We start from the raw sequence: 26,121 nt of genomic DNA on the forward strand, positions 1-26,121 counted from the left end.
TGTTGCACCGTCGAACAGGCCGCCCAAGGGCGGCCTGTTTCGTTCAAGGTCATGCCCTACCGCCCGGGGACACACCCTGTGCGGTGGTCTGGGGAGCGCCCCTTATCTGTTCGATATCTGTCAGGGCAGGTATCGAGAGCCGACGTGGGCCGGCGCTACCGGACGTTGAGAACGCCGTCCACTTTGCGGCCATCCTCCAGGCTCAAACGCAGCGGCAGCTGCTTGCCCTTCGCGAGCGGCACTTCCGGCTGCATCAGCATCAGGTGCAGGCCGCCGGGCTTGAGCACCACGCTGGCACCTGGTGGAATCGGCAGGCGCTCTACCGCGCGCATCCGGCTCATGCCGTCGACCAGCGTGGTTTCATGCAGCGATACATCACCGAACGCCTTGCTGCCCGCCGCCACCACGGTCACTGCGGCAATGCAGCCGTTGCGGATCTCGCCATAGCCGGCCGCCATAGGCACGCCCGGCGGCGGTAGTCGCACCCAACCCTCGCGCACGGTCACACACGACGGCTCGGCCGCCCCGGCCGATGCTGCGGCCGCATACAGCCCCAACAATACGCACACGAATGGTTTGGTTATCATCGCCTCAGTTCCCTGCCCGCAACGAGATCGCAGCATGACGACGCTTATCGAGGTGATCAACCATGGCCCCATCCGCGAGCTGCGGCTGGCCCGCCCGCCGGTCAATGCGCTGGACACCGAGTTGTGCCGTCACCTGATCCAGGCGATCAACCAGGCCATGGCCGATGACGTACACGGCATCGTGCTGTCAGGCAGCGAGCGCATCTTCAGCGCCGGCATGGACGTGCCGCACCTGCTCAGCCATGGCGATGACAGGCACAAGCTGCTGGACAGCTGGCAGGCGTTCTTCGGCGCGGTGCGCACCCTGGCCGAAAGCCGCGTGCCGGTGGTGGCGGCGCTGACCGGCCATGCCCCGGCCGGCGGCTGCGTGCTGGCGTTGTGCTGCGACTACCGGATCCTGGCGCGCAGCCCGGATCCGAGCCAGCCCACGGTGATCGGCCTGAACGAGGTCCAGGTGGGGCTGGTGGCGCCGGAAGGCATCCAGCGGCTGATGCGCCGGGTGGTCGGCCACCACCGCGCCTCGCAGCTGCTGATCGGCGGCGAGATGGTGCCGGCCGAACGCGCCCTGGAGATCGGGCTGGTGGATGAGCTGGCCGCCCCGGCCGAGGTGGTGCCGCGCGCAGTGGCCTGGCTGGCGCGCCTGCTGAAGCTGCCGCGCCAGCCGATGCTGCTCACCCGCGCCATCGCCCGCGAAGACCTGCATGAAGCCCTGCACGCCGACCTGATCCGGCTCGACCGCTTCGTGGAAGCCTGGTATGCGCCCGATGCGCAGCAGGCGCTGCACACGCTGGTGGCGCGGTTGGGGAAAGCCTGAACCAGCTTCCCCGAGGGCCGGCCAACGGCCGGCGCTACCGGCGCGCGCCCCGGTGACCCCGACCGATCACAGGCGGTCGCAACCCGGTACCTTCGGCCAATCGCGCACGGTCGCAACCCGGTACCCCCCGCCGATCGCGCACGGTCGCAACCCGGTACCCCCGGCCGATCGCGCACGGTCGCAACCCGGTACCCCCCGCCGATCGCGCACGGTATCGTCCCGGTAGCGCCGGCCGTTGGCCGGCCCACGCGATCCCCGGTCACGCGGAGTCGCAATCAACCGACCCCGCTATAATCGCATTCCGCTCCTGCCAGGCCGCCGCCTTGTCCCAGCCGCAAGAACCCGTCGTTTCCGAGCTGATCGACCTGCTCACGCTCGAGCGCCTGGAAGACAACCTGTTCCGCGGCCAGAGCCGCGATATCGGCACCAAGTACGTGTTCGGCGGCCAGGTGCTGGGCCAGGCGCTGTCAGCGGCACAGGCCACGGTTGAGAACGGCCGCCACGTGCATTCGCTGCACGCTTACTTCCTGCGCGCCGGCAACATCGACCACCCGATCGTGTACGACGTGGACCGTACCCGCGATGGCGGCAGCTTCTCCGTGCGCCGGGTCACCGCGATCCAGCACGGCAAGGTGATCTTCTTCTGCGCGGCCTCGTTCCAGCAGGCCGAAAGCGGGGCCGAGCACCAGCACAAAATGCCCGAAGTGCCGCAGCCGGAAGACATCGAACCCAACCGCCCGCTGCCGCAGGAAGTACTGGAGCGCCTGCCGATCAAGGTGCAGCGCTGGCTGTCGCGCGGCGGTCCGTTCGAGTTCCGCCACGTGTACCCGCGCGATGAACTGCACCCGCCCAAGCGCCCGCCCTACCACCAGGTGTGGTTGCGCCTGAATGAAACCGTCGGCGATGCGCCCGAACTGCACCAGGCACTGCTGGCCTATGCCTCGGACTTCCACCTGCTTGGCACCGCGACCTTCCCGCACGGCATCAGCTACTACCAGCCGCACGTGCAGATGGCCTCGCTGGACCACGCGATCTGGTTCCATCGCCCGTTCCGCGCCGACGACTGGCTGCTGTATTCGCTGGACAGCCCCAGCGCACAGGATTCGCGTGGTTTGGCGCGCGGCCAGTTCTTCACCCGCAACGGCCTACTCGTTGCCAGCACCGCGCAGGAAGGCTTGATCCGCGTGGTGGATGACAGTGCCGCGGCCGCCGCCGTACCGGCCAGGGAATAACTCGATATGCGTCAGATCTTCAACAGTCAGCGCGTGGAAACCGTGGAAGGCGTGGCCAAACTGCTGCGCGATGCCGGCATCGAGGTGCGCATCACCAATGGGCGTTCGTACCACAGCAAGCGCGGCAGCCAGTTCAGCTACCTGGACACCAGCAAGGCCACCACCCACCCCACCCTGTGGGTGGTGCACGCCAACGACCAGCCGCGCGCGCGCGAAATCCTGCGCGACGCGCGCTTGCTGGAAACCACCCGGCGCGACCACCCCACCGCCCAGTTCGCGTTCCGCGACGAAGCGGACACGGTCGCGCCCCGCCGCAACTGGGCCTGGCGCATCCGCATCGGCCTGCTGCTGATCATCGCCGCCGTGGCGATGGTGGTGGTCATGCGCCACCGCGCCACGCCGACGGTGGCGCCGGCACCAGTGCAACAGGCACAACCGCAGGCACCGGCAACCCAACCGGCACCGGAAGAGGAGGAGGTCCGCGTGCGGATCACCCCGCCGACCAAACAACCGTAAGCCGACAGGACGTATCCGGATCTCCCCGCGCACGTAACAATTCGTAGTGCCGACTGTTAGTCGGCAACCGCGCGCCAGCGCGGCACAAGCGTCCGAAGACGCCAACCCACCGCGTCGAATACCTGTCCGGCGTTTAGAGGATCCGAAGCCCTCTTTCAGGCGTTCATGAGCGCTGAACGGAGAGCAGCCACGCAGGGCGTGGCTCTACGGCGCCCCGCACGGGTCCCGGTTCCCACCTGCCGGTCACATTTCTCCTGCCCCGGCGTCATGATGTCACCACCCACCGGGACCGACGCCATGACCACGCTGCCGCTGCTCGATACGCTGGACCGCGAACTGCCTGCCGCTGCCGGCGGCTGCCAGCAGTCGTACGGGCGCATCGTGCTGGCCTGCCAGAACACCGTGACCGCGATCGCGCTGGCGATCACCCGCGACGTGCAGGCCAGCGAGGACATCGCGCAGGAAGCCTTCATCAAGGGCTGGCAGCAGCTCAACCAGCTGCACAACCACGCCAGCTTCCTGCCCTGGCTGCGCCAGATCACCCGAAACCTGGCCCGCGACTGGCTGCGTGCCAACTGCGGCCGGCCACTGTCCGGCGAGGCCGCCGAGATCGCGATCAGCATGGCCGCCGACCCGAGCCCCTCCGCGCCGGAATACCTGCAGCGGGTGGAGGAAGAGCTGGCCGCCGAAGAGATCATTTCCGCCCTGCCCGAAGACAGCCGCGAAACCCTGCTGCTTTATTACCGCGAAGGCCAGAGCTCGCAGCAGGTGGCCAACCTGCTTGGCCTGAGCGACGCCGCCGTGCGCAAGCGCCTGTCACGGGCGCGCGCCAGCGTGCGCGAGGAAATGATGCGCCGCTTCGGCGAGTTCGCGCGCGGCAGCGCGCCGAGCGCGGCCTTCGCGACCGCCGTTGTTTCCATGGTGATGGTGGCCGCACCGGGCACGGCGAGCGCCGCGATCCTGCTGGGCACCAGCGTCGGCGTGGGCAGCAGCAAGATCGGTCTCGGCGGTGCCAGCCTGTCCGGTGGTGCGGCGATGGGATCGCTGGGCGCGGCGGCCAGCCAGAGCCACCTGCTCGGCCCGGAGTTCAACTGGAGCATCGCCATCGGCGCGATGGCCGGCGGCGTCATCGGCAGCTACCTCGGCGGCCGCTACCTGCTCTGCTACACCGAAACGCCGACCGAGCGCGCCGCAGTGCAACGCTTCGTGCACTACAGCACGTTCACCGCGATGCTGGTCTGCGTGACCGTGCTCGCGCTGACGACCCTGCAGGCACCGGTTTACGCGTCGCTGACCGCGATGGTGCTGGGCACCGGCCTGGTGAACTACCAGTGTCTGGTGCCACTGCAACGGATCATGGCCCCGATGATCGCGCGCGATGCCGCACGCAAAGGACGCAGCGGACCGAACTGGAAATATCAGTCCATGTACGGGCGTCCCGCATTGGTGGTGACCAACCTGGTGGTGATCGGCGTGGTAATCGCCATGGCGCGCGCGCGCGGGATGTTCTGAGGAGGAAGGGTGTCGATCCATTCGTGGCCCATCACAGGCCGCGTGGGCCGGCCAACGGCCGGCGCTACCGACCCATCCCGGTGGTTGAACGACCGGAAATGTTCGTGGCCGTTGGTTGATTGCTCCCAATCCCGATGGCCACGTAAAAATTCGTAGCCCCAAAGAGAACGGCAGGAGCCGTTCTCAACATCGCGCAGCGATGGCCCGAAGGGTGCCCGCCAGGACGGCGGGCATAACGTTGGCCGGACACCGCGCGCAGCGCGGCCCAAGCGTCCGAAGCCGGAATGATGCCGGTTGCGATCATCCAACCCGCGTTTAGACGAAACGAAGCCCTCCGTCAGGCGTGCATGACGCCCGAACGGAGAGCACCCGCACATCATTTCGCAGCAGGTTTCCCGCCGCGCAGGCCACCGAACGGGCCCTTGGCGGCATCGAACTCCGCCTTGCTCAGCTGCCCGTCCTTGTTGGTATCGGCCGCAGCGAACCACGCGTCGCGGTGCTGCTTCATGCCCAGCTCGCGGTCGGCCTTGTCCAGGTAGCCGTCCTTGTTGAGGTCCATCTGGTCGAACCGCGCGGCCAGGCGCGGATCGGCCTTGGCTTCGTCGCGGCTGATCCGGCCGTCCTTGTTCGCGTCCAGCTTTTCCAGGCGCTCATGCCCGCCGCCCGGGCCACGCCCGTGGCGCTTGCCGTGCCAGCGTGGCATTTCCTCGCGGGACAGCTTGCCGTCCTTGTTGGTGTCCAGGCTGTCGAACTTTTCTGCCAGGCGCGGCGCCTTGGCCGCCTCTGCACGGTCGACGAAACCGTCGCCATTGGTGTCCAGGGTCGCGCGGGCCGGCTTGTCGGGCGTGGCCGGGGTATCGGCGGCCACCGCCAGGCCGGCAGCGCCGGTGGTCATCAGCAGGGCCAGCAGCAGAAGGGGTTTGCGGTTGCGCATGGGTCACTCCGGTTCTTGGGGGATGCGTCGTGCGGTGCGTTGGCACCCACGGGAAAGAAAACGCGCGGGCGCCGCCGGCGTTGACAGCACCGGCGGCCGTGTTCATTCGCCAGACAGTCGCGGCGCCTGCGACGCCCCGGCGCTATGCTGTGGACATGGCGATCCACACCGACCGCGACGACGAGCTGCGCCTGTTCCAGACCGGGGACCATCCCTGCGGCTACTGGCCGGACCGGGCTGCACGCGATCTGGTGCTCGACCCGCATGACCAGCGGCTGGGCACCCTGTACCCGATGGCGCTGAGCTGGGGCTTCCGCCGCTCCGGCGACCTGGTCTACCGCCCGCACTGCGCCAACTGCCATGCCTGCGTGTCGGTGCGCGTGCCGGTGGCGCGTTTCGCACCGGACCGCAGCCAGCGCCGCTGCCTGGCGCGCAACGACGACCTGGAAGTGCGCATCGTGGCCGCCGAACAGACCGACGAGCAGTTCGCGCTGTACCACCGCTACCTCACCCATCGCCACGCCCAGGGCGGCATGGACGAACACGGCCCGCATGAATTCGACCAGTTCCTGATCGGCCAGTGGTCGCAGGGCCGCTTCCTGGAAATCCGCGGGCCCTCCGTGGATGGCCATCGTGGCCCCCTGCTCGCGGTGGCGGTCACCGACGTCACCCCGCAGGGGCTGTCGGCGGTGTACACCTTCTTCGACCCGAACCACGCCCACCGCGGGCTGGGCACCTTCGCGATCCTGCAGCAGATCGCCTGGGCACGGCGCGAGCAGCTGCCACACCTGTACCTGGGCTACTGGATCCGCGACCACCGCAAGATGGACTACAAGCGTCGCTTCCGGCCACTGGAGGCCTACGACGGCCGCCGCTGGCACGAGTTCGACGACGCCCTGGACGGCATCTGACCCGCCATTGCAATGCGTGTCCGTGCAGAATAGCGGCATGAAAGCTCATCCCCTGATCCTTGCCCTGGCCCTGCTTTGCGGCGCCTGCGCCCAAACCCCGACCAAGACCGCCGCCATGCCGGATTCCGCTTCCGCGCCGCTGCGGATCGCCACCTACAACACCTCGCTGTACAGCGACGAGAGCGGTGGGCTGATCGCCGAACTGGAAGGCAACAGCGCGCATGCACGCAAGATCGCCGCGGTGCTGCAGCAGGTCCGCCCGGACCTGGTGCTGCTCAACGAATTCGACTACGACGATGCCCACCGCGCCGCCGACCTGTTCCAGCAGCGCTACCTGGAAGTAGCCCAGCCGGGCGGCGGCGAGCCGCTGCACTTCGCCTACCGCTACCTGGCCCCGGTCAACACCGGCGTGCAGAGCGGGCTGGACCTGGACAACAACGGCCAGATCGGGGGCGACGGCCGCAACCGCGGCAACGATGCCTGGGGCTATGGTCTGCACCCGGGCCAGTACGGCATGCTGGTGTTGTCGCGTTACCCGATCGACGAAGCCAAGGTGCGCAGCTTCCAGCTGCTGAAGTGGAGCACCCTGCCCGGCGCACTGCGCCCGATCGACCCGCGCAGCGGCAAATCGTTCTACAACGACCACGTGTGGTCGCAGCTGCGCCTGTCGTCCAAGTCGCATTGGGACGTGCCGGTCAAGACGCCCAACGGCGTGGTGCATGCACTCGTCTCGCACCCCACCCCGCCGGTATTCGACGGCCCGGAAAAGCGCAACGCGGCGCGCAACCACGACGAACTGCGGTTGTGGCAGGAATACCTGTCGGCCGGCGACAAGCCGTGGCTGTGCGATGACCAGGGCACATGCGGCGGCCTGGCACAGGACGCGCGCTTCGTGATCCTGGGCGACCTCAACAACGACCCGGTGGACGGCGACGGCCGCCACGACGCGATCGTGGAGCTGATCGAAAACGCCCGCGTGCTGCGCTACCCGACCCCACGCAGCGTGGGTGCCGAACAGACCAGCCTGGCCTATGCCGAAAAGGGCATCGTGCGCCGCGGCGCACCGTTCCACGCCACCGGCGATTTCGGCCCGAAATCCGGCACGATGCGCCTGGATTACGTGCTGCCCTCGGTTGGCTTCAACTACATCGGCAGCGGCGTGTTCTGGCCGGCCAACGAGAGCCCGGAAGCGAAGATCGCCGACGGCAGCGACCACCACCTGGTGTGGGTGGATGTGAGGTAACACGCAGGGAACCGGACGACGATGCGATCCGGTAGCGCCGGCCGTTGGCCGGCCCGCGCGGTGCTGGATCGCCGAGGGCCGGCCAACGGCCGGCGCTACCCGCGATCAAGGTCGATCTACTGGCGTAGTTCGACCTTGATCGCTTCCGCGGCCTCACGCGCGATTTTGCGCGCCTGGTCGATGTCTTCGCCGCGCGCCAGAGTGACGCCAACGCGGCGGTGGCCGTGCACGCTGGGCTTGCCGAACAGGCGCAGCGCCGTATCCGGATGCACCAGCGCGGCTTCAATGTTGGTGAACACGGGCACGCCTTCGCCGTGCGCCAGCATCGCGCACGACGCCGACGGACCGCTCTGCCGGATCAGCGGGATCGGCAGGCCCAGGATGGCCCGCGCATGCAGTGCGAATTCGCTCAGTTCCTGCGAAGCCAGCGTGACCAGGCCGGTGTCGTGCGGGCGCGGCGAGACTTCGCTGAACCACACCTCATCGCCCTTCACGAACAACTCCACCCCGAACAGGCCCCAGCCGCCCAGGTCATCGGTGATCGCCTTCGATATCGCCTCGGCACGCGCCAGCGCGGCCGGCGACATCGGCTGCGGTTGCCAGCTTTCGCGGTAGTCGCCGTCCTTCTGCCAATGCCCGATCGGCGCGCAGAACGAGGTGCCGCCTGCGTGGCGCACGGTCAGCAGGGTGATCTCGTAATCGAAGTCGATGAAGCCTTCCACGATGCAGCGGCCGGCACCGGCACGGCCGCCGGTCTGCGCGTACTCCCAGGCCGGCGCGATGTCGTCATCACTGCGCAGCGTGCTCTGGCCCTTGCCCGAGGAGGACATCACCGGCTTGACCACGCACGGCAGGCCGATCGCGGCCACCGCAGCGCGGTACTCGGCCTCGGTGTCGACGAAGCGGTACGGCGAGGTGGGCAGGCCCAGGGTTTCAGCAGCCAGGCGGCGGATACCCTCGCGGTCCATGGTCAGGCGCGCCGCGCGCGCGGTCGGCACCACCCGCTGGCCGGTTTCCTGCTCCAGCTGGACCAGGGTTTCGGTGTGGATGGCCTCGATCTCGGGCACGATCAGGTGCGGCTTTTCCTCGGCGATCAGCGCGCGCAGCGCCATCGCATCAAGCATGTCGATCACGTGCGAACGGTGCGCCACCTGCATGGCCGGGGCGTTGGCGTAGCGGTCGGCGGCGATCACCTCCACCCCCAGCCGCTGCAGCTCGATGGCGACCTCCTTGCCCAGTTCACCCGAGCCCAGCAGCAGTACACGGGTGGCGGAGGGGGACAGCGGCGTACCGAGCGTAATCATGGCGATATTCCGGACATCAGAGCGGGGCAGACATTGTAGAGCCACCCCCTGGGTGGCTGCGAAGGGCAACCCGCCCGCAACGGGCGATGCATCCTCCCAGACCCGCACCTGATCCGGCGAGCAAGGAGTGCGCGGGCGCTGGAGATCGGACATGGCGGCCGGCTCTATCGCGTGCTGTACCTGCCGTTGCGCGAACCCGCAGGCCACACGCTAAGCTGTGCGTATGCGCCGCTCCCCTGCCCTGCTGATCAACACCGCCGACATCGAGCTGTGGCCCGGCGGCCTGCTGCGTGCGCGCAGCAATGCCGATGCGCGGGCACTGGCCCGCGCCCGCTGGGTGCTGCGGCGCAAACGCGATGGGCAGTACCTGGCCGCGGCGACCGCGCACGGCCTGCTGCCGCTGGTACCGCACCTGATGCGCGAACCGGGGATCGAGGAAGCGCTCGACGCCCTGGACCTGGCGCTGCATGGCACGCAGCGCGCGCACGCCGCCGACGCGCTGCTGCCGCTCAGCGGACTGCAGCGCCGGCTGGAACAGCTCGGCATCGATGCGGCGCGCTACGAACAGGACACGGCACTTTCACTGGAGGCCGAACCGGCGCGGCTCGCGCTGGCCGGCTTCGACCGGTACCGCCGGCCACTGTGGCTGCAGCAGGGCGCAGCACGCGCCTGGCAGCGCATGCGGCGGCAGGCCGCGCGCGAAGGCATCGTGCTGGAGGCCATCTCCGGCTACCGCAGCCACGACTACCAGCTGGGCATCTTTGCGCGCAAACGCACGCGCGGGCTGGCGGTCGAAGCGATCCTGCAGGTCAACGCCGCGCCGGGATACAGCGAACACCACAGCGGGCGGGCACTGGATATCAGCAGCCCGGGCGAGCCGCCGGCCGAAGAGAGCTTCGAGGCAACGCCCGCCTTTGCGTGGCTGTTGAAGCATGCCGGCACCCACGGCTTCCAGCTGAGCTACCCGCGCGACAACCCGCACGGGATCGTCTACGAGCCGTGGCACTGGTGCTGGCACGGCTCGTAAAGCCGCACAGGGCGTGGCTTCGCTTGGGTCTGGCACCGCGCAGCCACGCAGGGCGTGGCTCTACCGCAATGAATCACCACAATACGCGAGGGTTCAATCCTGCGAGCGGTTGGTGGCCGTCTTCGGGGTCTGGCTGAAATCGGCGATGCGCCACAGGTACAGGCTGGCGTAGGTCCGGAACGGGCCCCACTTCTCGCCGCGCGCGGCCAGCTCCTTCGGGGTGGGCATGACCTCGGCCTTGTCCACGCGCTGGGCCCCCTTGCGCACGCCCAGATCGTCGATCGGCAGGATGTCGGGGCGGCCCAGACGGAACATCAACATCATTTCCACGGTCCAGCGGCCGATGCCACGGATCGGCACCAGCGCTTCGATGATCGCGTCGTGCGGCATCACCGACATGCGCCGCAGGTCGGGAATCTCGCCGGCCGCTTCGCGCCGCGCCAGGTCACGCAGGGCCAGCGCCTTGTTACCGGATACGCCGCAGGTGCGCAGCCCCGGATCGTCGATCCGCGCCAGCGTGTCCGCATGCAGGCGGGTGCTGCCGATGGCGGCTTCCACCCGTCCAACAATCGTCGAGGCGGCCTTGCCGCTGAGCTGCTGGAACAGGATCGCACGGGCCAGCGCATCCACCGGATCGAAGCTGCGCGCCCAGCCGGGCGGCGCCTCGACCGGCCCGAGCCGCTTCATCCAAGTACCCAGCCGTCGATCGTGCCGCGACAGCCAGTCGTGCGCTTCCTGCACATCGAAGCCGCGGCGGAAACGGGGCATGTCAGCGCCTCAGGGCATTGAGCCCGTAAACCGCCCAGCCGATCATCAGCGCGGTACCGCCGACCGGGGCCAGCCCGGTGCTGAACCGCCACAGCGCACCGGCCACCAGGCTGCCCGAAAACAACAGCGTACCCAGCAACAGCACGTACAGCGCCAGCTTGCCCACGCTGTTCTGCTGGGTTGGGCCCAGCACTGCCAGCGCCGCACCGTGGCCGAACGCGAACAGCGCCGCGGTATTCACATGCGACTGCGCCAGGGGTTCGGCGATGCCGTGCGAGGCATAGGCCGACAGGCCCACCGCGGTGGCGGCCAGCAGGCCGCCAAGGCAGGCCAGCAGCGAAGGTTTACGCGTGCGTCGTTCCAGGTTGAGCATGACTGCATCCTTCTGCATGTGCTCCGGCAGGAGCAAAAAAAACGCGCCGCAGGAGGCGGCGCGTTTTCTGTTCTGCGTTACATCACGGCAACCGTCGGATTACTTGACGGCCCAGTAGATGTCGTAGGTCGCTTCCGGCGTGAAGGACTTATCCACGCCTGCGTTCCAGGACTCATACGGACGATCGATGACTTCGTTGCCGGCAGTCACCGCCCAGGCGCGCAGCGCGTTGCGGGCGATGTCCAGGCCAGCCATGTGGCCGGTGTACTTGGCGTGGGCGGTACGGTGCGGTGCGACGTGCACGTACTTGACCGGAGCGCCACCGTCGATCTTCACCGTCAGGGCTTCACCCGAAGCGCCTTCGGTACCCTTCTTCCTGACCGGCTGGGCCACGTCGAAGGCGTACTTCTCCTGACCGAAGTCAGTGGTGATGATGCGGAACGGGCCAGCGGCTTCGAGGTCATTGGCCTCCATCACGCGCTTGATCCACTCCTGGTTGTCCTTGATGGACTTGGTGATGGTCGCTTCGCCGCGATCGACGTTGCCGGCGGTGACGACCAGCAGGTCTTCGGCCGGGGCATCGATGATGGCCAGGTCGGTCAGCGGGGCTTCGGCGGTGCGGTAGTCGATGTTCGGCACGGTGGCCAGCATGTTGGCCATGCGCGACAGGCCCAGCTTCAGGTCGTCACCCACGTGACGGCTGACGTACAGGCCCGCGTAGCGACCAAACAGGTTCCAGCCGTACTTGATGCTGTAGTCCTGCGTGATCTTCACGTTGCGGCCACCCTTGCCGGTCGGCTCGAGGGTGAAGCTGGTCTTCTTGTCGTGGCCCTTGGTCGGGTCCTCGATGGCGATGGCCACGCGCTTGTTCGGCTCGGACTCGGTGATCTCCCAGCTGCCCTGGCCCAGCGACGAATCCTTGGAGGAATAGTCCAGGCGGGCACCCACGCCGGAGGCGGGGCCGGAGTGCTTCAGTTCAACGGCGGGATCGCGCAGCACGAGCGGGTTCCAGTCCTTGAAGCGGCGCAGGCTGTTGACCGTGTCGTACACGATCGTCATCTTGCGGTTGGTCTCGACGCTTTCGGTAATGTGACGCTCGCCCGGCAGCACAACGCCAATGATGACGAACAGGCCAGCCACGATCCCCAAGGCGATCAGGAACTCGATAATACGGGTCATTCAGGAGTCTCCGGGGCCGATCCCACGGCCGGGTTGATTGAAGCGAAGCGCCAATCCTAGCAGGCTTCGCGGGTGTTGTTGATCAGGATTGGCGCACCGGTTTCCATACCGGCAGCGGTTTTGAATAGACAAGGAGCGGAAAGATAGCGCATCGCGCGGGCCAGCATGTGGCCGTCGGCGATATTTATTTGCCGGTTTCGGCAAGAAGGCCTGTAGCGACCGCCACAGGCCTTGCCACGCAAGGCTTTCAACTGGCGTTCATGTTCATACCAGTTGCAGCTCGAATGCCTTGAGCACGGCCCGGGTGCGGTCGCGCACGCCCAGCTTGGACAGAATGTTGGAGACGTGGTTCTTGATGGTGCCTTCGGCCACGCCGAGCGAATTGGCGATCTCCTTGTTGGAGAACCCGCTGGCCATCAGCCGCAGGATCTCGGTTTCACGGTCGGTGAGCGGATCGGGCCGATCCAGGCTCACGAACTCGTTGCGCATGTGCTCCAGCCCCGACAGCAGGCGCTGGGTGACGGCCGGCTGCACCAGCGAGCCGCCATCGGCCACGGTGCGGATGGCACCGACCAGCTGTTCCAGGGTCACATCCTTGAGCAGGTAGCCCTTGGCCCCGGCCTTGAGCCCGGCCAGCACCAGCTGGTCGTCATCGAAGGTGGTCAGGATGATGGTCGGCGGCAGCTGGTTGAGCCGCGAGAGCATCTGGAGCGCCTCCAGGCCGGACATCACCGGCATGCGCATGTCCATCAGCACCACGTCGGGGCGGATCTGCGGCACCACTTCGACAGCCTGGCGGCCATCGGCGGCCTCGGCCACTACTTCGATCCCGGCATCCAGGGCGAGCAGCGAGCGGATTCCCTGCCGCACCAGGGTTTGGTCGTCGACCAGGCAGACGCGAATCATCAACGCACTCCTTCCAGGATGGCACCCAGCATCAGCACTGGCACGCCGGGGACCGAGGCGCGCAGGCGGAAGCCCTGTCCCCGGTGGGTTTCAATCTGCAGCTCACCGCCGCATTGTTGCAGGCGTTCGCGCATGCCACGCAAGCCGTTGCCGATCACGATGCCATCGGCACCCACGCCATCGTCGTGCGCCTGCACCACCACCTGCCCCGGCGGTTCCCGGCGCACCTGGATCCACAGGTTGCGGGCGCGGGCATGGCGCACGGCGTTGGTGATGATCTCCTGGGTGCAGCGCAGCAACACGTGGGCCTGTTCCGGGTCTTCCACGCTCAGCGGCTCTTCGATATCCAGGTGGATGTCCAGCGAGGGCACCTGTTGGGTCAGCGGGCGCAGCGCGGCAGCCAGGTCGATGGCACCACTGTCGCGCAGCTGGCTGACCGCTTCGCGCACGTCGGTGAGCAGCAGCTTGGCCAGGGTATGGGCCTGGTGCACGTGCTCCTGGGCCTGGCCCTCGGTGATGTGGCCGGCCACTTCCAGGTTCAGGCTCAGCGCGGTCAGGTGGTGGCCGAGCAGGTCGTGCAGCTCGCGCGAGATCCGCGTGCGCTCATTGACCCGGGCGCTCTCAGCCAACAGAACGCGGGTAGCGCGCAGCTCGGTGTTGAGCCGGCGCTGCTCCTCGCGGGCGTCGGTCTGCTGGCGGGCAACCAGGCTGGTCACGAAGATGAACATGGAAAAGCCGCCGTACAGCAGCGATTGCATCACCGCTTCAAACAGTGAAAACGGCAGGAACAGGTAGTAGACCGGGGCCACTGCCAGCTGGCTGACCAGCAGCCAGATCACTCCGACCCGCGCCGGCAGCATCCACGGGATCACCCCGGCGGCCACCATCATCAGGATGCTGCCCAGGCCCGAACCGCTCAGGAAGCTGACCGCCAGGGCGGAGATGGTCAACAGCACCAGGATGGCGCGGTCGTACCAGGCAGAGTGGCCACCGTTGCGCAGGCCGCGGGTCAGCCACAGATAGCCGCCGCCGAAGGCCAGGTAGGACACGAACAGCAGCAGCGGCGGCACGTCGATGCCGCCGCTGCGGCGGACCGCTTCGTACTGGGAGTAAACCAGCGGCAAGCCAAGCATGACCCAGGTGAACAGGCCGGCCAGTCGCAGTACTCGGGTTTGGCTGAGGTATCCCAACATGGACGCATCTTAGGCTGAACCTGCGCCGCTGCACCCGGACATAAGTCATGGCCGGCCTGTGCCCCGCCCGGCCACCCATGCAATAATCGGCGCCAGGGCCCCTCTACGGGCCAACCGCGTTACCCCACGGAGTCACAATGTCGATTGTCATCCGCGACGTGCGCGAGCACGAGCTCGATTCCGTCCTGGCCCTGAACAACAACGCCGGCCTGGCCATCCTTCCCCTGGATGCCGCCCGCCTGCGCCTGTTCTATGAAACCGCTGAGTATTTCCGCGTCGCCGAGCGCGACGGCAACCTGGCCGGCTTCCTGATCGGTTTCGGCAGCGACAGCCAGCACGACAGCAGCAACTTCGCCTGGTTCAGGCAGCACCTGACCAGCAAATTCTTCTACATCGACCGCATCGTGGTGGCCAGCCGCCGCCGTGGTGGCGGTGTGGGCCGCGCGTTCTATGCCGATGCCCAGAGCTATGCCGAACTGCGCTACCCGCAGCTGACCTGCGAGGTGTTCCTGGACCACGGTGCCGATGCGGCGCTGCTGTTCCATGGCAGCTTCGGCTTCCGCGAGGTCGGGCAGAACAACATGCCGCACGTGGACGTGCGCGCCAGCATGCTGCTCAAGGACCTGTGCAGTTACCAGTGGGTGCACGACACCTACGGCGACGCGCTGCCGGACGTGCCCTGGGTGGGCCATCGTCGCGAGCCGCTGCGTGCGCATCGACCGACGGGGACCTGAGGTGGCGGCGAACATGGATTTTGAACAGGCCGGTGAACTGAAGATCGGCCAGGTAGGCATCGCCAACCTGCGCATCCGCACCCTGGATGTGGAACGCCTCAGCCGCGAAATGCACGACCGCGTGGCGCGCGCGCCGAAGCTGTTCGGCCGCGCGGCGGTAATCCTGGATTTCGGCGGCCTGAGCCAGATGCCCGACGTGGCCACGGCCCAGGCACTGCTGGATGGCCTGCGCAGCGCTGGCGTGCTGCCGGTGGCGCTGGCTTACGGCACCACCGAAACCGACCTGCTCTCGCAGCAGCTCGGGCTGCCGCTGCTGGCCAAGTTCCGCGCGCAGTACGAGCGCGCCGAGGCTGAACCGACATCTGCTCCCGTCGCGCCCGCGCCGGAGCCGGCGCGGCGCGCCCGCGCCGCCGCACCGGCCCCGGCCGCGGCGGTAGATGCGGGCCATGCACCCAAGCCGGGCCGCATGCAGACCAGCAACGTGCGTTCGGGCCAGCAGCTGTATGCCGAGAACTGCGACCTGACGGTCATGGCCACCGTCGGCGCGGGCGCCGAGGTGATCGCCGATGGCAGCATCCATATTTACGGTACGCTGCGGGGCCGTGCCCTGGCAGGTGCCCAGGGCAACACCACGGCGCGCATTTTCTGCCGTGACTTCCACGCTGAACTGGTCGCCATTGCCGGCCATTACAAGGTACTGGACGATGTACCGGACAACCTGCGCGGCAAGGCCGTGCAGGTCTGGCTGGAACAGGACCAGATCAAGATCGCTGCGCTGGACTAAGCCAGCGCACCAACAGAATCATCAGGAGAAGTCCTTTGGCTGAAATCATCGTAGTCACTTCCGGCAAGGGCGGCGTCGGCAAGACCACTTCCAGCGCAAGCCTGGCTTGCGGCCTTGCACGCAAGGGCAAGAAGGTGGCGGTGATCGACTTCGACGTCGGCCTGCGCAACCTCGACCTGATCATGGGCTGCGAGCGCCGCGTGGTGTACGACTTCGTGAATGTCGTGCACGGCGAGGCCACGCTCAAGCAGGCCCTGATCAAGGACAAGCGGTTCGACAACCTGTACGTGCTGGCGGCTTCGCAGACGCGCGACAAGGATGCGCTGACCCAGGAAGGCGTGGGCAAGGTGCTCAAGGACCTGGCTGCGGACGGCTTCGAGTACATCATCTGCGATTCGCCGGCGGGTATCGAAAAGGGCGCGTTCCTGGCGATGTACTTCGCCGACCGCGCCGTAGTCGTGGTGAACCCGGAAGTGTCGTCGGTACGCGACTCGGACCGCATCATCGGCCTGCTGGATTCGAAGACGCACAAGGCCGAGTCGGGCCAGAACGTGCCGGCTTTCCTGCTGCTGACCCGTTACAGCCCTGCCCGTGTTGAAACCGGCGAGATGCTCAGCATCACCGACGTGGAAGAGGTGCTGGGGCTGAAGGCGATCGGCGTGATCCCGGAATCGGGGGATGTGCTGAACGCGTCCAACAAGGGCGAGCCGGTGATCCTGGATCCGGAATCGGCTGCTGGCCAGGCCTACGACGATGCGGTGGCGCGCATCCTCGGCGAAGAGCGCCCGATGCGCTTCACTGTTGTTGAGAAGAAGGGCTTCTTCAGCAAGCTGTTCGGAGGGTAAGCATGGGCCTGTTTGATTTTCTCAAGACGAAGAAGACCACCGCCGAAACGGCCAAGAACCGCCTGCAGATCATCATCGCGCAGGAACGCAGCCACCGTGGCGGCCCGGATTACCTGCCGCTGCTGCAGCGCGAGCTGCTGGAAGTGATCAAGAAGTACGTGAACATCGACGCGGACGCGGTCAAGGTAGACCTGGTCAAGGACGGCGAGCACGACGTGCTGGACATTTCGGTGGCGCTGCCGGAAGGCCCGCAGCAGCCCTGACCCGCCCTGCCCCTTCCTTCGGGAAGGGGCGCAAGACGCCCGCGCCATGACCGCCACCGCCGAAGCAGAACCGCAGGTCACCCGCGTGGGCGACATCGATTTCGACGCCGCCGCAACGCTGCTGGCCGGGCATGCGCTGCGCCTGCACCGGGTAGCCGACGGCGCGCCGATTCCAGGCAGTTACTGGGGCGAGCCCGAGGCAGGCATCATCGCCAGCGATGTCTATGTGCGCAACGACACGCCGGTACATTCGATGCTGCACGAAGCCTGCCACCTGATCGTGCTGCCGCCGGAGCGGCGTGCGCTGGTGCACACCGACGCGACCGATTCGGTGCCCGAAGAAGACGCCACCTGTTACCTGCAGATCGTCCTGGCCGGGCAGTTGCCGGGCGTGGGCAGCGCGCAGCTGATGGCCGACATGGATGCCTGGGGCTATACCTATCGACTGGGTTCAACACAGGCGTGGTTCGAGCAGGACGCAGAAGATGCCCGGGCCTGGTTGATCGAACGCGGACTCCTCGCCGCGTAAAGCGCTGGCTGTTCGGTTCTTCCCGCGCGGGGCGAGGGCGGGGGTGCCCTGGCCGGACACGCGTGAACCCATCCATGGGGCTTATCGCAGCATCCATGCTGCTCAAAGTCCGGCCAGGGCACCCCCGCCCTCGCCCCCTCAGTTCTCTGCGACGACCGGATACAAGATCAAAAGCATCGCGCGAGCCCGCACATTCTGGTTGCCGCTCAGCCACGCATGGCGTGGCTCTACGGCGAAACAATTCGATCGACCTAACGCCATCCGCCTTTGACTTCCCGTCCGTCGACGCATGACCGTCTGGGGGCGCGGGGTGGGAGGGGGTAGCGGGGCTTTGAGCAGCATGGGTCGGGCGTATACGCCCGACGGGTTGGGCAGGAGCCCAACCCCGGTCTTGCCGTGTGCGCAGGACAGCGCACACGAGCAAGCTGCGATAAGCCCCATGGATGGGTTCACGCGTGCCCCGCTACCCCCTCCCACCCCGCGCCCCCGCGCGCAGAGAATGAAAACGCCAGCGCTTCTACGCAGGAGAAATCAGCCGCCTGCCAAAGCCCGCAACGTGATGCCCACGATGTAGGCGAGATACGTACCAGTCGCATAACCCATGGTCCCGAGCAGCACGCCAACAGGCGCAAGGGACGGATGGAACGCAGCCGCAACCACAGGAGCAGAAGCCGGCCCGCCGATGTTGGATTGCGAGCCGATGGCGAAGTAGAAGAACGGCACCTTGAGCGCCATCGCCAGCGCCAGCAGCAGCACGATGTGCACCGCGATCCAGATCAGGCCGAGCAGGAACAGCCATGGGCGTTCCAGCAGCGCCAGCAGGTCCATCTGCATGCCGATGCAGGCAATCAGGAAGTACAGCAGCAGCGAACCCAGCTTCGAGGCGCCCGCGCCTTCCAGGTTGCGCGCGCGGGTGAAGCTCAGCGCCAGGCCGCAGGTGGTGGAGATCACCACTACCCATACGAACGGCGCGTCCAGGCTGAACTGCGGGGCCCAGGCCACGTGGCCCTTGAACCAGGCCGATACCGGCCCGGCGATGGCGTGCGACAGGCCTACCGTGCCGAAGGCGACCGCCACGATCAACATCAGGTCGGTCAGGCTGGCCACGCGCTCGTGTTCGGCCTGGAATTTTTCGATGCGCAGTTTGAGCTCATCGATCGCCGACGTATCGGCGCCGGTGCGTGCGTCGATTTTGGCTGCGCGCCCGGCCATGAAGATCAGCACCGCCATCCACACATAGCCCACGCCCACGTCGATCACCGCGAACTGGCCGAAGGTGGTGGCATTGACGTCGAACACTTCGCGCATGGCGAGCATGTTGGCGCCGCCACCGATCCAGCTGCCCGCCAGTGCTGCCATGCCGGCCCAGGTATCACCGGCCACGGTTTCCGGGTGCGCCCACTTCATCAGCATGAAGGCAACCACCGCGCCGATCATGATGCTGAAGGAAGCGCCCAGGTACATCACGATCAGCTTCGGGCCCAGCCGCAGGATGCCCTTGATGTCCACCGCCAGCGTCAGCAGCACCAGCGCGGCGGGCAGCAGGATGTCGCGGGCGATCGGGTTGTACAGGCGGGTGTTCTGCCCGTCGATCAGGCCAACCGTGTTGTAGATGCCGGGAATCAGGTAGCACAGCAGCAGCGCCGGTACGAAGGTGTAGAAGCGCTTCCACAGCCCCTTCTCACGCGAGGCGGTCCAGAACACCGCCCCCAGGGTGGCGGCAATCAGGCCGAAGACGACGATGTCGTTCTGGATCAGGGCGGGCATGGAAGTAGGGCCGTTTAGGGTGGGTCGAGGGCCGGCCAACGGCCGGCGCTACCAGGAATCGGCGGGTTAATGACCGGGCGCGTGGCGACGCGTTCATCACCGCGGTACGTCATCGCCGCCGGGGCGCGGTAGCGCCGGCCGTTGGCCGGCCCACGCAATGCAGGAACGCCGCCCGGAAAAGGGCGGCGTCCATTTCATCATTCGCCGATGTGCTGCTTCAGCCAGCCATTCACCGTGTCATGCCACTGCACGCTGTTCTGCGGCTTGAGCACCCAGTGGTTCTCGTCCGGGAAGTACAGGAACTTCGACTCGATGCCCTGGCGCTGCGCGGCGGTGAACGCGCCCAGGCCCTGTTCGACCGGAATGCGGAAGTCGAGCTGGCCATGGATGATCAGGATCGGCTTCTTCCAGTCGGCCACGTGGTTGACCGGGTTGAACCTCTCGTAGTTCTGCGGCTTGTCGAACGGCGTGCCGCCCTGCTCCCACTCGGTGAACCACAGCTCTTCGGTGGCGTAGCCCATCATGCGCTGGTCGAACACGCCGTCATGGTTGACCAGGCACTTCCACGGCTCGTTCCAGTTGCCGGCGATCCAGTTGACCATGAAGCCGCCGTAGCTGGCGCCCAGCGCGCAGGCCTTGTCGCCGTTGAGGAACGGGTACTGCTTCTGCGCTGCGGCCCAGCCCTTCTGCAGGTCTTCCAGCGGGCGGTCGCCCCAGTGCTGGCTGATCGCGTCGGTGAACGCCTGGCCGTAGCCGGTGGAGCCGTGGAAATCGATCATCACCACCGCGTAGCCCTGGCCCGCGTAGGTCTGCGGGTTCCAGCGGTAGCTCCAGCCGTTGCCGAAGCTGCCCTGCGGGCCACCGTGGATCAGGAACGCCACCGGGTAGCGCTTGCCTTCCTGGTAGTTGTACGGCTTGACCACATAACCGTGCACGGTTTCGTTGTTCCAGCCCTTGAACTGGAACTGTTCGTAATCACCGAAGGCCACGTCAGGCAGCATCTGGCCGGCGCTCGGGGTGATCTCGCGCGGGGTGCTGCCGTCGGCCTGGGCCACCACGATCTGGTCGCCGCTCTTGAGGCTGTTCTTCGTATAGGCCAGCGTACCGCCAGCGATCACCGGCGAGCCGATGCTGCCGCCCTCGGCAACCACCGTGGCCTTGCCGGTGGCGATGTCGATGTTGAACAGGCGGTGTTCGCCCAGGTCATCGGCGCCGGTGTAGAAGCTCCTGCCATCCTGCGACAGCACCACTTCGCCGGCCGAACGGTCCCAATCCGGGGCGATTTCGCGGGTCTTGCCCGAGGCCAGGTCGAGCGCGATCACGCCGAAACGATCCGCCTCAAAACCCGGGCGCTTCATCGCGCGGTAGTACAGGGTGCTGCCGTCGGCGCTGAACACCGGGCCGGCATCCCAGGCCGGGTTGGCGGCGGTCAGGTTGACCGGCGCCTGCTTGCCGTCGGCGTCCAGGCGGTACAGATCGAAGTTGGTCGACCAGGCTTCTTCGCGGCCAGCCACGCGGATGCTGGCCACCACGCTCCTGCCATCCGGTGCCCAGGTGAAATCGTCGTTGCCGCCGAACGGCTTGGACGGCGCATCACCGACCAGCGTGGCACTGATTGCCGAGGCGCCCTTGACCGCCGCAGCCTTGCCGGCCGGCAGTGCGGCCACGAACAGGGTGTTGCGGCGGCCGTCGTTCCAGGTATCCCAGTGGCGCACGAACAGGCTGTCGAACACCTCGCCGGTGTTCTTGCGCGCCTTGTGCGCCTCCAGCTTTTTGCTGGTGCAGGCCAGGTCCGAGCCGCAGTCCTGGAACACGCCGGCGCTGAAGGCCACGCGGTCGCCCTGCGGGGAGAGCTTGAAGCTGTCCACGTCCACCGCGAAATCGGTCAGCTGGCGCGGGGTGCCGCCGGCCAGCGGCATCGCGTACAGCTGCTGGCTGCCGCCCTTGGCGCTGAGGAAGTACACGGTCTGGCCATCGGCCGACAGCGCGGCCGAGTTGACGTTCCAGCCGGCCGGGGTGAGCGGCTTGGGCGGGGCCAGGTCGCGGGTGCGCAGGTTGCGGATGAACAGGCCGGTGCTGGCCTTGCTGTCGCTGCCCATCACCCGCTTGGCGAACACCACGTTGCCGCCATCGGCGGTCAGCAGTGGGGCCGAAACCCGATCAAGCGCGATCATGTCGCGCACATCCAGGCCACGCGTGGCGGCCAACGACGGCAGCGCGGTCAGCAGGCACAACGGCAACAGGGCGTAACGAAGCTTCATCGGGATCTCCGCGGAACGGCAAAACGCCGATGGTAGTGTCACCGGCCCGTAACACGCAAAGGCCACACGTCATGGGCAGTCCGGCTCCCCGACCGGAGAGGTGGGCAGCCCCGGCCGTTGGCCGGCAACCTTTTAAAAAAAACCCCGCCGGGGCGGGGTTTCTCGGGTTACACCGGGATCAAATCAGACCGCCGTGGCTTTCTTGCCCGTGCGATAGATCAACCAGCCCACCACGAACAGCACCGCCAGCCCGATCCACTGCGCGGCCGGCAGGTGGAACGGTACGGCCAGCACGTCGGCGCGGCTGCTGACCACGATCGGCACGGCGATGGCGATGCCCATCAGCGCTTCACCGGTGATCAGGCCGGCGGCGAACAGCACGCCCGGCTTGTGCACGCGGTCGCGGCCCTCTTCATCGTCGGCGCGCACCTTGTGGAAACGCTCCACCAGGTAGGCGATCAGGCCACCGAGGAAGATCGGCACCATCAGTTCCAGCGGCAGGTAGATACCGATGGCGGCCGCCAGCACCGGCACGCGGAAGCGGGCGTTGCGCGACTTCAGCCAGCTGTCGAGGGCGATGATCGCAGCACCGACCACGGCACCGATGCCGATGAAGGTCCACGGCAGTTCGCCGCCGAACAGGCCCTTGGCCACCGAGGCCATCAGGTTGGCCTGCGGTGCAGCCAGCGCGTTCGGGTGCAGTTCGGACTTGACGCCGATGCCATACGCGGTGGCCAGCAGGTTCAGCACCGGCGCCATGATCAGCGCACAGGAGAACGCACCGATGCCCAGCATCAGCTGCTGCTTCCACGGGGTGGCACCGACAATGTAGCCGGCCTTGAGGTCCTGCAGGTTGTCACCGCCCACGGCGGCAGCACAGCACACCACCGCGCCGATCATGATTGCGGCCACCGCACCGAGCGGCGCGCCACCGACACCGACCGGGGTCAGGCCGTCCTTGCCCAGCAGCACCACCAGCACCGCCGAAGCGAACAGGATGGTGGAAATGGTGATGCCCGAGACCGGGTTGTTGGACGAGCCGATCAGGCCGGCCAGGTAGGCCGAAACCGACACGAACAGGAAACCGGCGACGATCATGATGAGGGTCATCGGGATCGACACGTGCCACTGGCCGACGATGGCCTGGTACAGCGCCAGCAGCGGCAGGGTGAAGGCCACCAGCGCCACCAGCATCCACTTCATCGGCAGGTCGCGTTCGGTGTGCGCCAGCGCCGGGCCGCTGCTCTTGCGCGCGGCGGCAAAGCCGCTCTTGACGCCGTTGAGCAGCGACTTGCGCAGCGAGATCAGGGTCCACACACCGCCGATCAGCATCGCGCCCACGCCCAGGTAACGCATCTTCGCGCCCCAGATGGCGAACGCCGCCTCGGTGGACGAGGCCGTGGCGATCGACGCGGCCAGGGCCGGATCGGAATTCAGGAAGAACGCCTGGTACAGCGGAATGGCGATGTGCCAGGTGAGGATCGAGCCGGACACCACCACGATGCCGACGTTGAGGCCGACGATGTAGCCCACGCCCAGCAGCGCCGGCGACAGGTTGGTGCCGATGAAGGCGGTGATCTTCGAGCTGCCCACGTAGGCCGAGGTGGCCCAGGCATCGGGAATCAGGCGCATGCCGCTTTCAGCGGCCAGCTTCACCACCGCGCCGATCACCGCCGACAGGCCGAGGATCTTCAGGCCCGGACCCGGGTTCTCACCGGCCTTGAGCACTTCGGCGGCGGCCTTGCCTTCCGGGAACGGAAGCGGGTCTTCGACGATCATCGAGCGCCGCAGCGGCACCGAGAACAGCACGCCCAGCAGGCCACCCAGGCCGGCGATGCCCAGCACCCACCAGTACTTGAAGTCCGGCCAGTAGCCCATGATCACCAGCGCCGGGATGGTGAAGATCACACCGGCGGCGATCGATGAGCCGGCCGAAGCGCCGGTCTGCACGATGTTGTTTTCCAGGATCGTGCCGCCGCCGAGCAGGCGCAGCACCCCCATGGAGATCACCGCCGCCGGAATGGCCGTGGCGATGGTCAGGCCTGCGAACAGACCCAGGTAGGCGTTGGCCGCCGACAGGATCACCGCCAGCACGATGGCAAGCACCACCGCGCGGAAAGTGAGCTGTCTGGGCGCAGCGTCGTCGTTGTTCATGGAAGCCCCTGCTGGCAAAAAATCCTGTCAAACCTAGCGGTCATGCGTAGGTAAGGCAAGCCGTGCCGAAGGCACGGCGCTATCGCCAACGGCGATAGCGTGGCGCCAAAGGCGCCACGGGTAGCCCCGGCCGTTGGCCGGACCAAGCGATGCCAACCCCGCCGGGCGCCTCGCGAGCGTGGCGCCAAAGGCGCCACGGGTAGCCCCGGCCGTTGGCCGGACCAAGCGATGCCAGCCCCGCCGGGAGCCCCGCGCTGCCCCGCGAACGGCCCCGATCGGCAAAACCCGAGCCCCTCCACTGCGTCGCGTTTTGCAATGTTATATCACCTCACACCACCACCGATGCGCCCGTGACCCCAAGGCCCGTCCCCGCGCCTGAAGGGTGATAATCGCGACCTGTTTTGTCGCATATCACTCGATGACCGCCACCGCCCTGCCCGCTTCCGACGATTTCCTTGGCCACCCCAAAGGCGTTTACGTCTGCTTCTTCACCGAGATGTGGGAGCGCTTCTCGTTCTACGGCATGAAGGCGCTGCTGCTGCTGTACCTCACCAAGTACCACCTGTTCGGCGACAAGGCTGGCCTGGACCTGCTCGGGGCCTACGGCGGCCTGGTCTACTGCATTCCCGTGTTCGGCGGCCTGCTCGCCGACCGCTGGCTGGGCATGCGCAAAGCCGTGGTGTTCGGCGGCGTCCTGCTCGTGCTCGGCCACCTGGGCATGGCCTTCGAAGGCCACGCAGCCACCCGCATCGACGGCCAGGTAGTCCGCGACGATGCCGCCCTCGGCATCACCTACCTCTCCCTTGCCCTGATCATCATGGGCGTCGGCTTCCTCAAGCCCAACATCTCCACCATCGTCGGCAAGCTCTACCCCGAAGGCGACCCGCGCCGCGACTCCGGCTTCTCCCTGTTCTATGCCGGCATCAATCTCGGCGCGCTGTTCGCCTCGCTGGTCTGCGGCTTCCTCGGCGAAGCCTACGGCTGGAAGTACGGCTTCGGCGCCGCCGGCATCGGCATGGTCATCGGCCTGGCCATGTTCCTGTGGGGCCAGAAGTACCTGCAGGGCCACGCCGAACCCACCAACGTGGTCGCCCTGCGCCAGCGCATTGCCGGCATTCCGCGCGAATGGCTGATCTACGGCATCGCCGTGCTCGGCGTGCTTCCCGTCGCCGCGCTGATGTGGGCTGCCGCCAACGGCGCCTTTGCCCTCGGCGGCGAAATCAGCCTGGCCCTGATGCTGATGATCGTCGTGCTCGGCGGCGTCCTGCTCTGGTTCGCCTGGTTCACCGGCACCCGCTGCACGCCGGTGCAACGCCAGCAGATGATCGCGCTGATGGCGCTGATCTTCATGGCCCTGGTGTTCTTTACCCTTTACGAGCAGACCTACGGTTCCTGGGTGACGTTCACCGACCGCATGCTCACCAAGGATCTCGTCCCGTCGCTGGTGATCCAGGGCGGCACCCCGCTGCCGTGGTCGATTGCCTCCCTGCTGCTGGCGCCGCTCGGTTTCGTGGTCGCTGCACGCCTGTCCGAGCGCCGTCCCGATTCGTCCGCGCCGCGCAACCTGTTCATCGCCATCGTCGCACTGATGCTGGTGCTGCTGATCCGCGACTGCCTGGTGATTCCGCAGACCGCCGGCTCCCTGACGTACCTCGGCGGCTTGTTTCTGGTCGTACTCGCACCGCTGTTTGCCGTGCTGTGGGCATGGCTGGACAAGCACCGCCTGGACCCGTCCAAGCCGGTCAAATCCTCGCTCGGCCTGGTGTTTGCCGCGCTTTCCTTCATCCCGCTCGCCCTGGCTGCCCAGCAGGTCAGCGCTACCGGCCAGATGGCCAGCGTGTGGTGGCTGGTGCTGGCCTACCTGGTGCTGGAAATCGGCGAAATGTGCCTCTCCCCGGTGGGCCTTTCTGCCGTCACCCAGCTGGCCGCGCCGCGCGTGGTCAGCCTGATGATGGGCACCTGGTTCCTGGCCACCGCGTTCTCCGAAACCCTCGCCGCGCTGTTCGGCAAGCTGGCCGCCATTGAAGTGCCCGAAGGCGAAACCATGAACATCGCGTCTGCCGCCGCCAGTTACGAACATCTGTTCTGGCTGCTGATGTGGATCGGCCTGGGCTGTGCCGCCGTTGCGTTCGCCGGCTCGCCGTTGTTGAAGCGGATGATGCACGGCGTCAAGTAAGTCGCTACAACGCATGCACATAAACACTTCTTAACACCATTCGATCTCATCACACTTCGACAGCGTTGAAACAAGTTGTAGATACAGGATTTGTATCGCTCACCACCAT

Annotated in this window: 25 protein-coding genes; 13 read left to right on the forward strand and 12 right to left on the reverse strand. The window is 67.0% G+C overall.

Going from position 1 to position 26,121, the window contains the following annotated elements; genetic code table 11:
- Nucleotides 1–155: 155 nt before the first annotated feature.
- A complete protein-coding gene (locus tag WIX41_RS03885; protein ID WP_339445845.1) occupies nucleotides 156–587 on the reverse strand; it encodes a copper chaperone PCu(A)C in 432 nt (143 codons plus the stop codon).
- Between the two features lie 34 nt (nucleotides 588–621).
- Here WIX41_RS03885 and WIX41_RS03890 point away from each other — a divergent pair, with 34 nt between their 5' ends.
- The 4 genes from WIX41_RS03890 to WIX41_RS03905 all read left to right on the forward strand — a co-directional run bounded on the left by WIX41_RS03890 (nucleotide 622) and on the right by WIX41_RS03905 (nucleotide 4,661).
- Complete coding sequence (locus WIX41_RS03890) at nucleotides 622–1,401, forward strand: enoyl-CoA hydratase/isomerase family protein (protein ID WP_339445846.1); 780 nt, start codon at nucleotides 622–624, stop codon at nucleotides 1,399–1,401.
- A 323-nt stretch (nucleotides 1,402–1,724) separates the two neighbouring features.
- Complete coding sequence (tesB, locus tag WIX41_RS03895; protein ID WP_339445847.1) at nucleotides 1,725–2,633, forward strand: acyl-CoA thioesterase II; 909 nt, start codon at nucleotides 1,725–1,727, stop codon at nucleotides 2,631–2,633.
- A 6-nt stretch (nucleotides 2,634–2,639) separates the two neighbouring features.
- Complete coding sequence (locus WIX41_RS03900) at nucleotides 2,640–3,149, forward strand: putative signal transducing protein (RefSeq protein ID WP_339445848.1); 510 nt, start codon at nucleotides 2,640–2,642, stop codon at nucleotides 3,147–3,149.
- Between the two features lie 297 nt (nucleotides 3,150–3,446).
- A complete protein-coding gene (locus WIX41_RS03905) occupies nucleotides 3,447–4,661 on the forward strand; it encodes an RNA polymerase sigma factor (RefSeq protein ID WP_339445849.1) in 1,215 nt (404 codons plus the stop codon).
- Nucleotides 4,662–5,037: 376 nt separating this feature from the next.
- Here the strand turns inward: WIX41_RS03905 and WIX41_RS03910 are convergent, their stop codons facing one another.
- Complete coding sequence (locus WIX41_RS03910) at nucleotides 5,038–5,595, reverse strand: EF-hand domain-containing protein (protein WP_339445850.1); 558 nt, start codon at nucleotides 5,593–5,595, stop codon at nucleotides 5,038–5,040.
- Between the two features lie 155 nt (nucleotides 5,596–5,750).
- Here WIX41_RS03910 and WIX41_RS03915 point away from each other — a divergent pair, with 155 nt between their 5' ends.
- Together WIX41_RS03915 and WIX41_RS03920 are read left to right on the forward strand one after the other, a co-directional pair.
- Nucleotides 5,751–6,506 (forward strand): arginyltransferase, encoded by a 756-nt coding sequence (locus WIX41_RS03915; protein ID WP_339445851.1) that lies wholly within the window; start codon nucleotides 5,751–5,753, stop codon nucleotides 6,504–6,506.
- A gap of 37 nt (nucleotides 6,507–6,543) precedes the next feature.
- On the forward strand, nucleotides 6,544–7,749 hold the full coding sequence (locus tag WIX41_RS03920) for an endonuclease/exonuclease/phosphatase family protein (protein WP_339445852.1): 1,206 nt from the start codon (nucleotides 6,544–6,546) through the stop codon (nucleotides 7,747–7,749).
- Between the two features lie 116 nt (nucleotides 7,750–7,865).
- On the opposite strand, the gene purT is transcribed toward WIX41_RS03920, so the two are convergent.
- Nucleotides 7,866–9,053: a formate-dependent phosphoribosylglycinamide formyltransferase gene (purT, locus tag WIX41_RS03925; RefSeq protein ID WP_339445853.1), complete on the reverse strand. Its 1,188-nt coding sequence runs from the start codon at nucleotides 9,051–9,053 to the stop codon at nucleotides 7,866–7,868.
- A gap of 223 nt (nucleotides 9,054–9,276) precedes the next feature.
- On the opposite strand from purT, the gene WIX41_RS03930 reads away from it, so the two are divergent.
- Nucleotides 9,277–10,080 (forward strand): M15 family metallopeptidase, encoded by an 804-nt coding sequence (locus WIX41_RS03930; RefSeq protein ID WP_339445854.1) that lies wholly within the window; start codon nucleotides 9,277–9,279, stop codon nucleotides 10,078–10,080.
- A 93-nt stretch (nucleotides 10,081–10,173) separates the two neighbouring features.
- On the opposite strand, the gene WIX41_RS03935 is transcribed toward WIX41_RS03930, so the two are convergent.
- The 6 genes from WIX41_RS03935 to WIX41_RS03960 form a co-directional block, all read right to left on the reverse strand.
- Nucleotides 10,174–10,848: a DNA-3-methyladenine glycosylase family protein gene (locus WIX41_RS03935; protein ID WP_339445855.1), complete on the reverse strand. Its 675-nt coding sequence runs from the start codon at nucleotides 10,846–10,848 to the stop codon at nucleotides 10,174–10,176.
- Between the two features lies 1 nt (nucleotide 10,849).
- Nucleotides 10,850–11,221: a DUF423 domain-containing protein gene (locus tag WIX41_RS03940; RefSeq protein WP_339445856.1), complete on the reverse strand. Its 372-nt coding sequence runs from the start codon at nucleotides 11,219–11,221 to the stop codon at nucleotides 10,850–10,852.
- Nucleotides 11,222–11,320: 99 nt separating this feature from the next.
- Nucleotides 11,321–12,400 carry an SRPBCC family protein gene (locus tag WIX41_RS03945; RefSeq protein ID WP_339445857.1) on the reverse strand — a complete coding sequence of 360 codons (1,080 nt, stop codon included), beginning with the start codon at nucleotides 12,398–12,400 and terminating at the stop codon, nucleotides 11,321–11,323.
- Between the two features lie 56 nt (nucleotides 12,401–12,456).
- A complete protein-coding gene (locus WIX41_RS03950; protein ID WP_339445858.1) occupies nucleotides 12,457–12,651 on the reverse strand; it encodes a hypothetical protein in 195 nt (64 codons plus the stop codon).
- A 13-nt stretch (nucleotides 12,652–12,664) separates the two neighbouring features.
- A complete protein-coding gene (locus WIX41_RS03955; protein ID WP_339445859.1) occupies nucleotides 12,665–13,306 on the reverse strand; it encodes a response regulator transcription factor in 642 nt (213 codons plus the stop codon).
- Complete coding sequence (locus WIX41_RS03960) at nucleotides 13,306–14,499, reverse strand: sensor histidine kinase (protein WP_339445860.1); 1,194 nt, start codon at nucleotides 14,497–14,499, stop codon at nucleotides 13,306–13,308. The genes WIX41_RS03955 and WIX41_RS03960 overlap by 1 nt, the downstream gene beginning before the upstream one ends.
- A 137-nt stretch (nucleotides 14,500–14,636) precedes the next feature.
- Between WIX41_RS03960 and WIX41_RS03965 the strand changes: the two genes are divergently transcribed.
- From WIX41_RS03965 to WIX41_RS03985, 5 genes are read left to right on the forward strand one after another with little or no spacing between them, the layout of a single operon-like run.
- Entirely contained in the window at nucleotides 14,637–15,233 is a 597-nt protein-coding gene (locus WIX41_RS03965) for a GNAT family N-acetyltransferase (protein WP_339445861.1), read from the forward strand.
- A gap of 13 nt (nucleotides 15,234–15,246) precedes the next feature.
- Entirely contained in the window at nucleotides 15,247–16,017 is a 771-nt protein-coding gene (gene minC, locus WIX41_RS03970; RefSeq protein ID WP_339445862.1) for a septum site-determining protein MinC, read from the forward strand.
- A gap of 35 nt (nucleotides 16,018–16,052) precedes the next feature.
- The gene (gene minD / locus WIX41_RS03975) at nucleotides 16,053–16,862 is read left to right on the forward strand and encodes a septum site-determining protein MinD (protein ID WP_339445863.1); all 810 of its coding nucleotides are present in this window, start codon (nucleotides 16,053–16,055) and stop codon (nucleotides 16,860–16,862) included.
- Between the two features lie 2 nt (nucleotides 16,863–16,864).
- Entirely contained in the window at nucleotides 16,865–17,125 is a 261-nt protein-coding gene (minE, locus tag WIX41_RS03980; protein ID WP_068850125.1) for a cell division topological specificity factor MinE, read from the forward strand.
- A 46-nt stretch (nucleotides 17,126–17,171) separates the two neighbouring features.
- Nucleotides 17,172–17,654, forward strand: coding sequence for a hypothetical protein (locus WIX41_RS03985; RefSeq protein ID WP_339445864.1), 483 nt, complete (start codon nucleotides 17,172–17,174; stop codon nucleotides 17,652–17,654).
- A gap of 531 nt (nucleotides 17,655–18,185) precedes the next feature.
- Here WIX41_RS03985 and WIX41_RS03990 read toward each other — a convergent pair.
- From WIX41_RS03990 to WIX41_RS04000, 3 genes are all read right to left on the reverse strand, one after another.
- A complete protein-coding gene (locus WIX41_RS03990) occupies nucleotides 18,186–19,421 on the reverse strand; it encodes a DUF819 domain-containing protein (RefSeq protein ID WP_339445865.1) in 1,236 nt (411 codons plus the stop codon).
- A gap of 197 nt (nucleotides 19,422–19,618) precedes the next feature.
- On the reverse strand, nucleotides 19,619–21,682 hold the full coding sequence (locus WIX41_RS03995) for a S9 family peptidase (RefSeq protein WP_339445866.1): 2,064 nt from the start codon (nucleotides 21,680–21,682) through the stop codon (nucleotides 19,619–19,621).
- A 183-nt stretch (nucleotides 21,683–21,865) separates the two neighbouring features.
- Nucleotides 21,866–23,836 carry an OPT family oligopeptide transporter gene (locus WIX41_RS04000; RefSeq protein WP_339445867.1) on the reverse strand — a complete coding sequence of 657 codons (1,971 nt, stop codon included), beginning with the start codon at nucleotides 23,834–23,836 and terminating at the stop codon, nucleotides 21,866–21,868.
- Between the two features lie 418 nt (nucleotides 23,837–24,254).
- On the opposite strand from WIX41_RS04000, the gene WIX41_RS04005 reads away from it, so the two are divergent.
- A complete protein-coding gene (locus WIX41_RS04005) occupies nucleotides 24,255–26,012 on the forward strand; it encodes a peptide MFS transporter (protein ID WP_339445868.1) in 1,758 nt (585 codons plus the stop codon).
- Nucleotides 26,013–26,121: the final 109 nt, after the last annotated feature.

It is taken from the genome of Stenotrophomonas sp. AB1(2024), assembly GCF_037482345.1.
Classification (GTDB): domain Bacteria; phylum Pseudomonadota; class Gammaproteobacteria; order Xanthomonadales; family Xanthomonadaceae; genus Stenotrophomonas.

Bases quoted from the DNA above. Each gene is read 5' to 3' on its own strand.
- WIX41_RS03885 (WP_339445845.1), bottom strand. From the start codon at position 587: ATGATAACCAAACCATTCGTGTGCGTATTGTTGGGGCTGTATGCGGCC.
- WIX41_RS03890 (WP_339445846.1), top strand. From the start codon at position 622: ATGACGACGCTTATCGAGGTGATCAACCATGGCCCCATCCGCGAGCTG.
- WIX41_RS03900 (WP_339445848.1), top strand. From the start codon at position 2,640: ATGCGTCAGATCTTCAACAGTCAGCGCGTGGAAACCGTGGAAGGCGTG.
- WIX41_RS03905 (WP_339445849.1), top strand. From the start codon at position 3,447: ATGACCACGCTGCCGCTGCTCGATACGCTGGACCGCGAACTGCCTGCC.
- WIX41_RS03910 (WP_339445850.1), bottom strand. From the start codon at position 5,595: ATGCGCAACCGCAAACCCCTTCTGCTGCTGGCCCTGCTGATGACCACC.
- WIX41_RS03915 (WP_339445851.1), top strand. From the start codon at position 5,751: ATGGCGATCCACACCGACCGCGACGACGAGCTGCGCCTGTTCCAGACC.
- WIX41_RS03920 (WP_339445852.1), top strand. From the start codon at position 6,544: ATGAAAGCTCATCCCCTGATCCTTGCCCTGGCCCTGCTTTGCGGCGCC.
- purT (WP_339445853.1), bottom strand. From the start codon at position 9,053: ATGATTACGCTCGGTACGCCGCTGTCCCCCTCCGCCACCCGTGTACTG.
- WIX41_RS03930 (WP_339445854.1), top strand. From the start codon at position 9,277: ATGCGCCGCTCCCCTGCCCTGCTGATCAACACCGCCGACATCGAGCTG.
- WIX41_RS03935 (WP_339445855.1), bottom strand. From the start codon at position 10,848: ATGCCCCGTTTCCGCCGCGGCTTCGATGTGCAGGAAGCGCACGACTGG.
- WIX41_RS03940 (WP_339445856.1), bottom strand. From the start codon at position 11,221: ATGCTCAACCTGGAACGACGCACGCGTAAACCTTCGCTGCTGGCCTGC.
- WIX41_RS03945 (WP_339445857.1), bottom strand. From the start codon at position 12,400: ATGACCCGTATTATCGAGTTCCTGATCGCCTTGGGGATCGTGGCTGGC.
- WIX41_RS03955 (WP_339445859.1), bottom strand. From the start codon at position 13,306: ATGATTCGCGTCTGCCTGGTCGACGACCAAACCCTGGTGCGGCAGGGA.
- WIX41_RS03960 (WP_339445860.1), bottom strand. From the start codon at position 14,499: ATGTTGGGATACCTCAGCCAAACCCGAGTACTGCGACTGGCCGGCCTG.
- WIX41_RS03965 (WP_339445861.1), top strand. From the start codon at position 14,637: ATGTCGATTGTCATCCGCGACGTGCGCGAGCACGAGCTCGATTCCGTC.
- minC (WP_339445862.1), top strand. From the start codon at position 15,247: ATGGATTTTGAACAGGCCGGTGAACTGAAGATCGGCCAGGTAGGCATC.
- minE (WP_068850125.1), top strand. From the start codon at position 16,865: ATGGGCCTGTTTGATTTTCTCAAGACGAAGAAGACCACCGCCGAAACG.
- WIX41_RS03985 (WP_339445864.1), top strand. From the start codon at position 17,172: ATGACCGCCACCGCCGAAGCAGAACCGCAGGTCACCCGCGTGGGCGAC.
- WIX41_RS03990 (WP_339445865.1), bottom strand. From the start codon at position 19,421: ATGCCCGCCCTGATCCAGAACGACATCGTCGTCTTCGGCCTGATTGCC.
- WIX41_RS03995 (WP_339445866.1), bottom strand. From the start codon at position 21,682: ATGAAGCTTCGTTACGCCCTGTTGCCGTTGTGCCTGCTGACCGCGCTG.
- WIX41_RS04000 (WP_339445867.1), bottom strand. From the start codon at position 23,836: ATGAACAACGACGACGCTGCGCCCAGACAGCTCACTTTCCGCGCGGTG.
- WIX41_RS04005 (WP_339445868.1), top strand. From the start codon at position 24,255: ATGACCGCCACCGCCCTGCCCGCTTCCGACGATTTCCTTGGCCACCCC.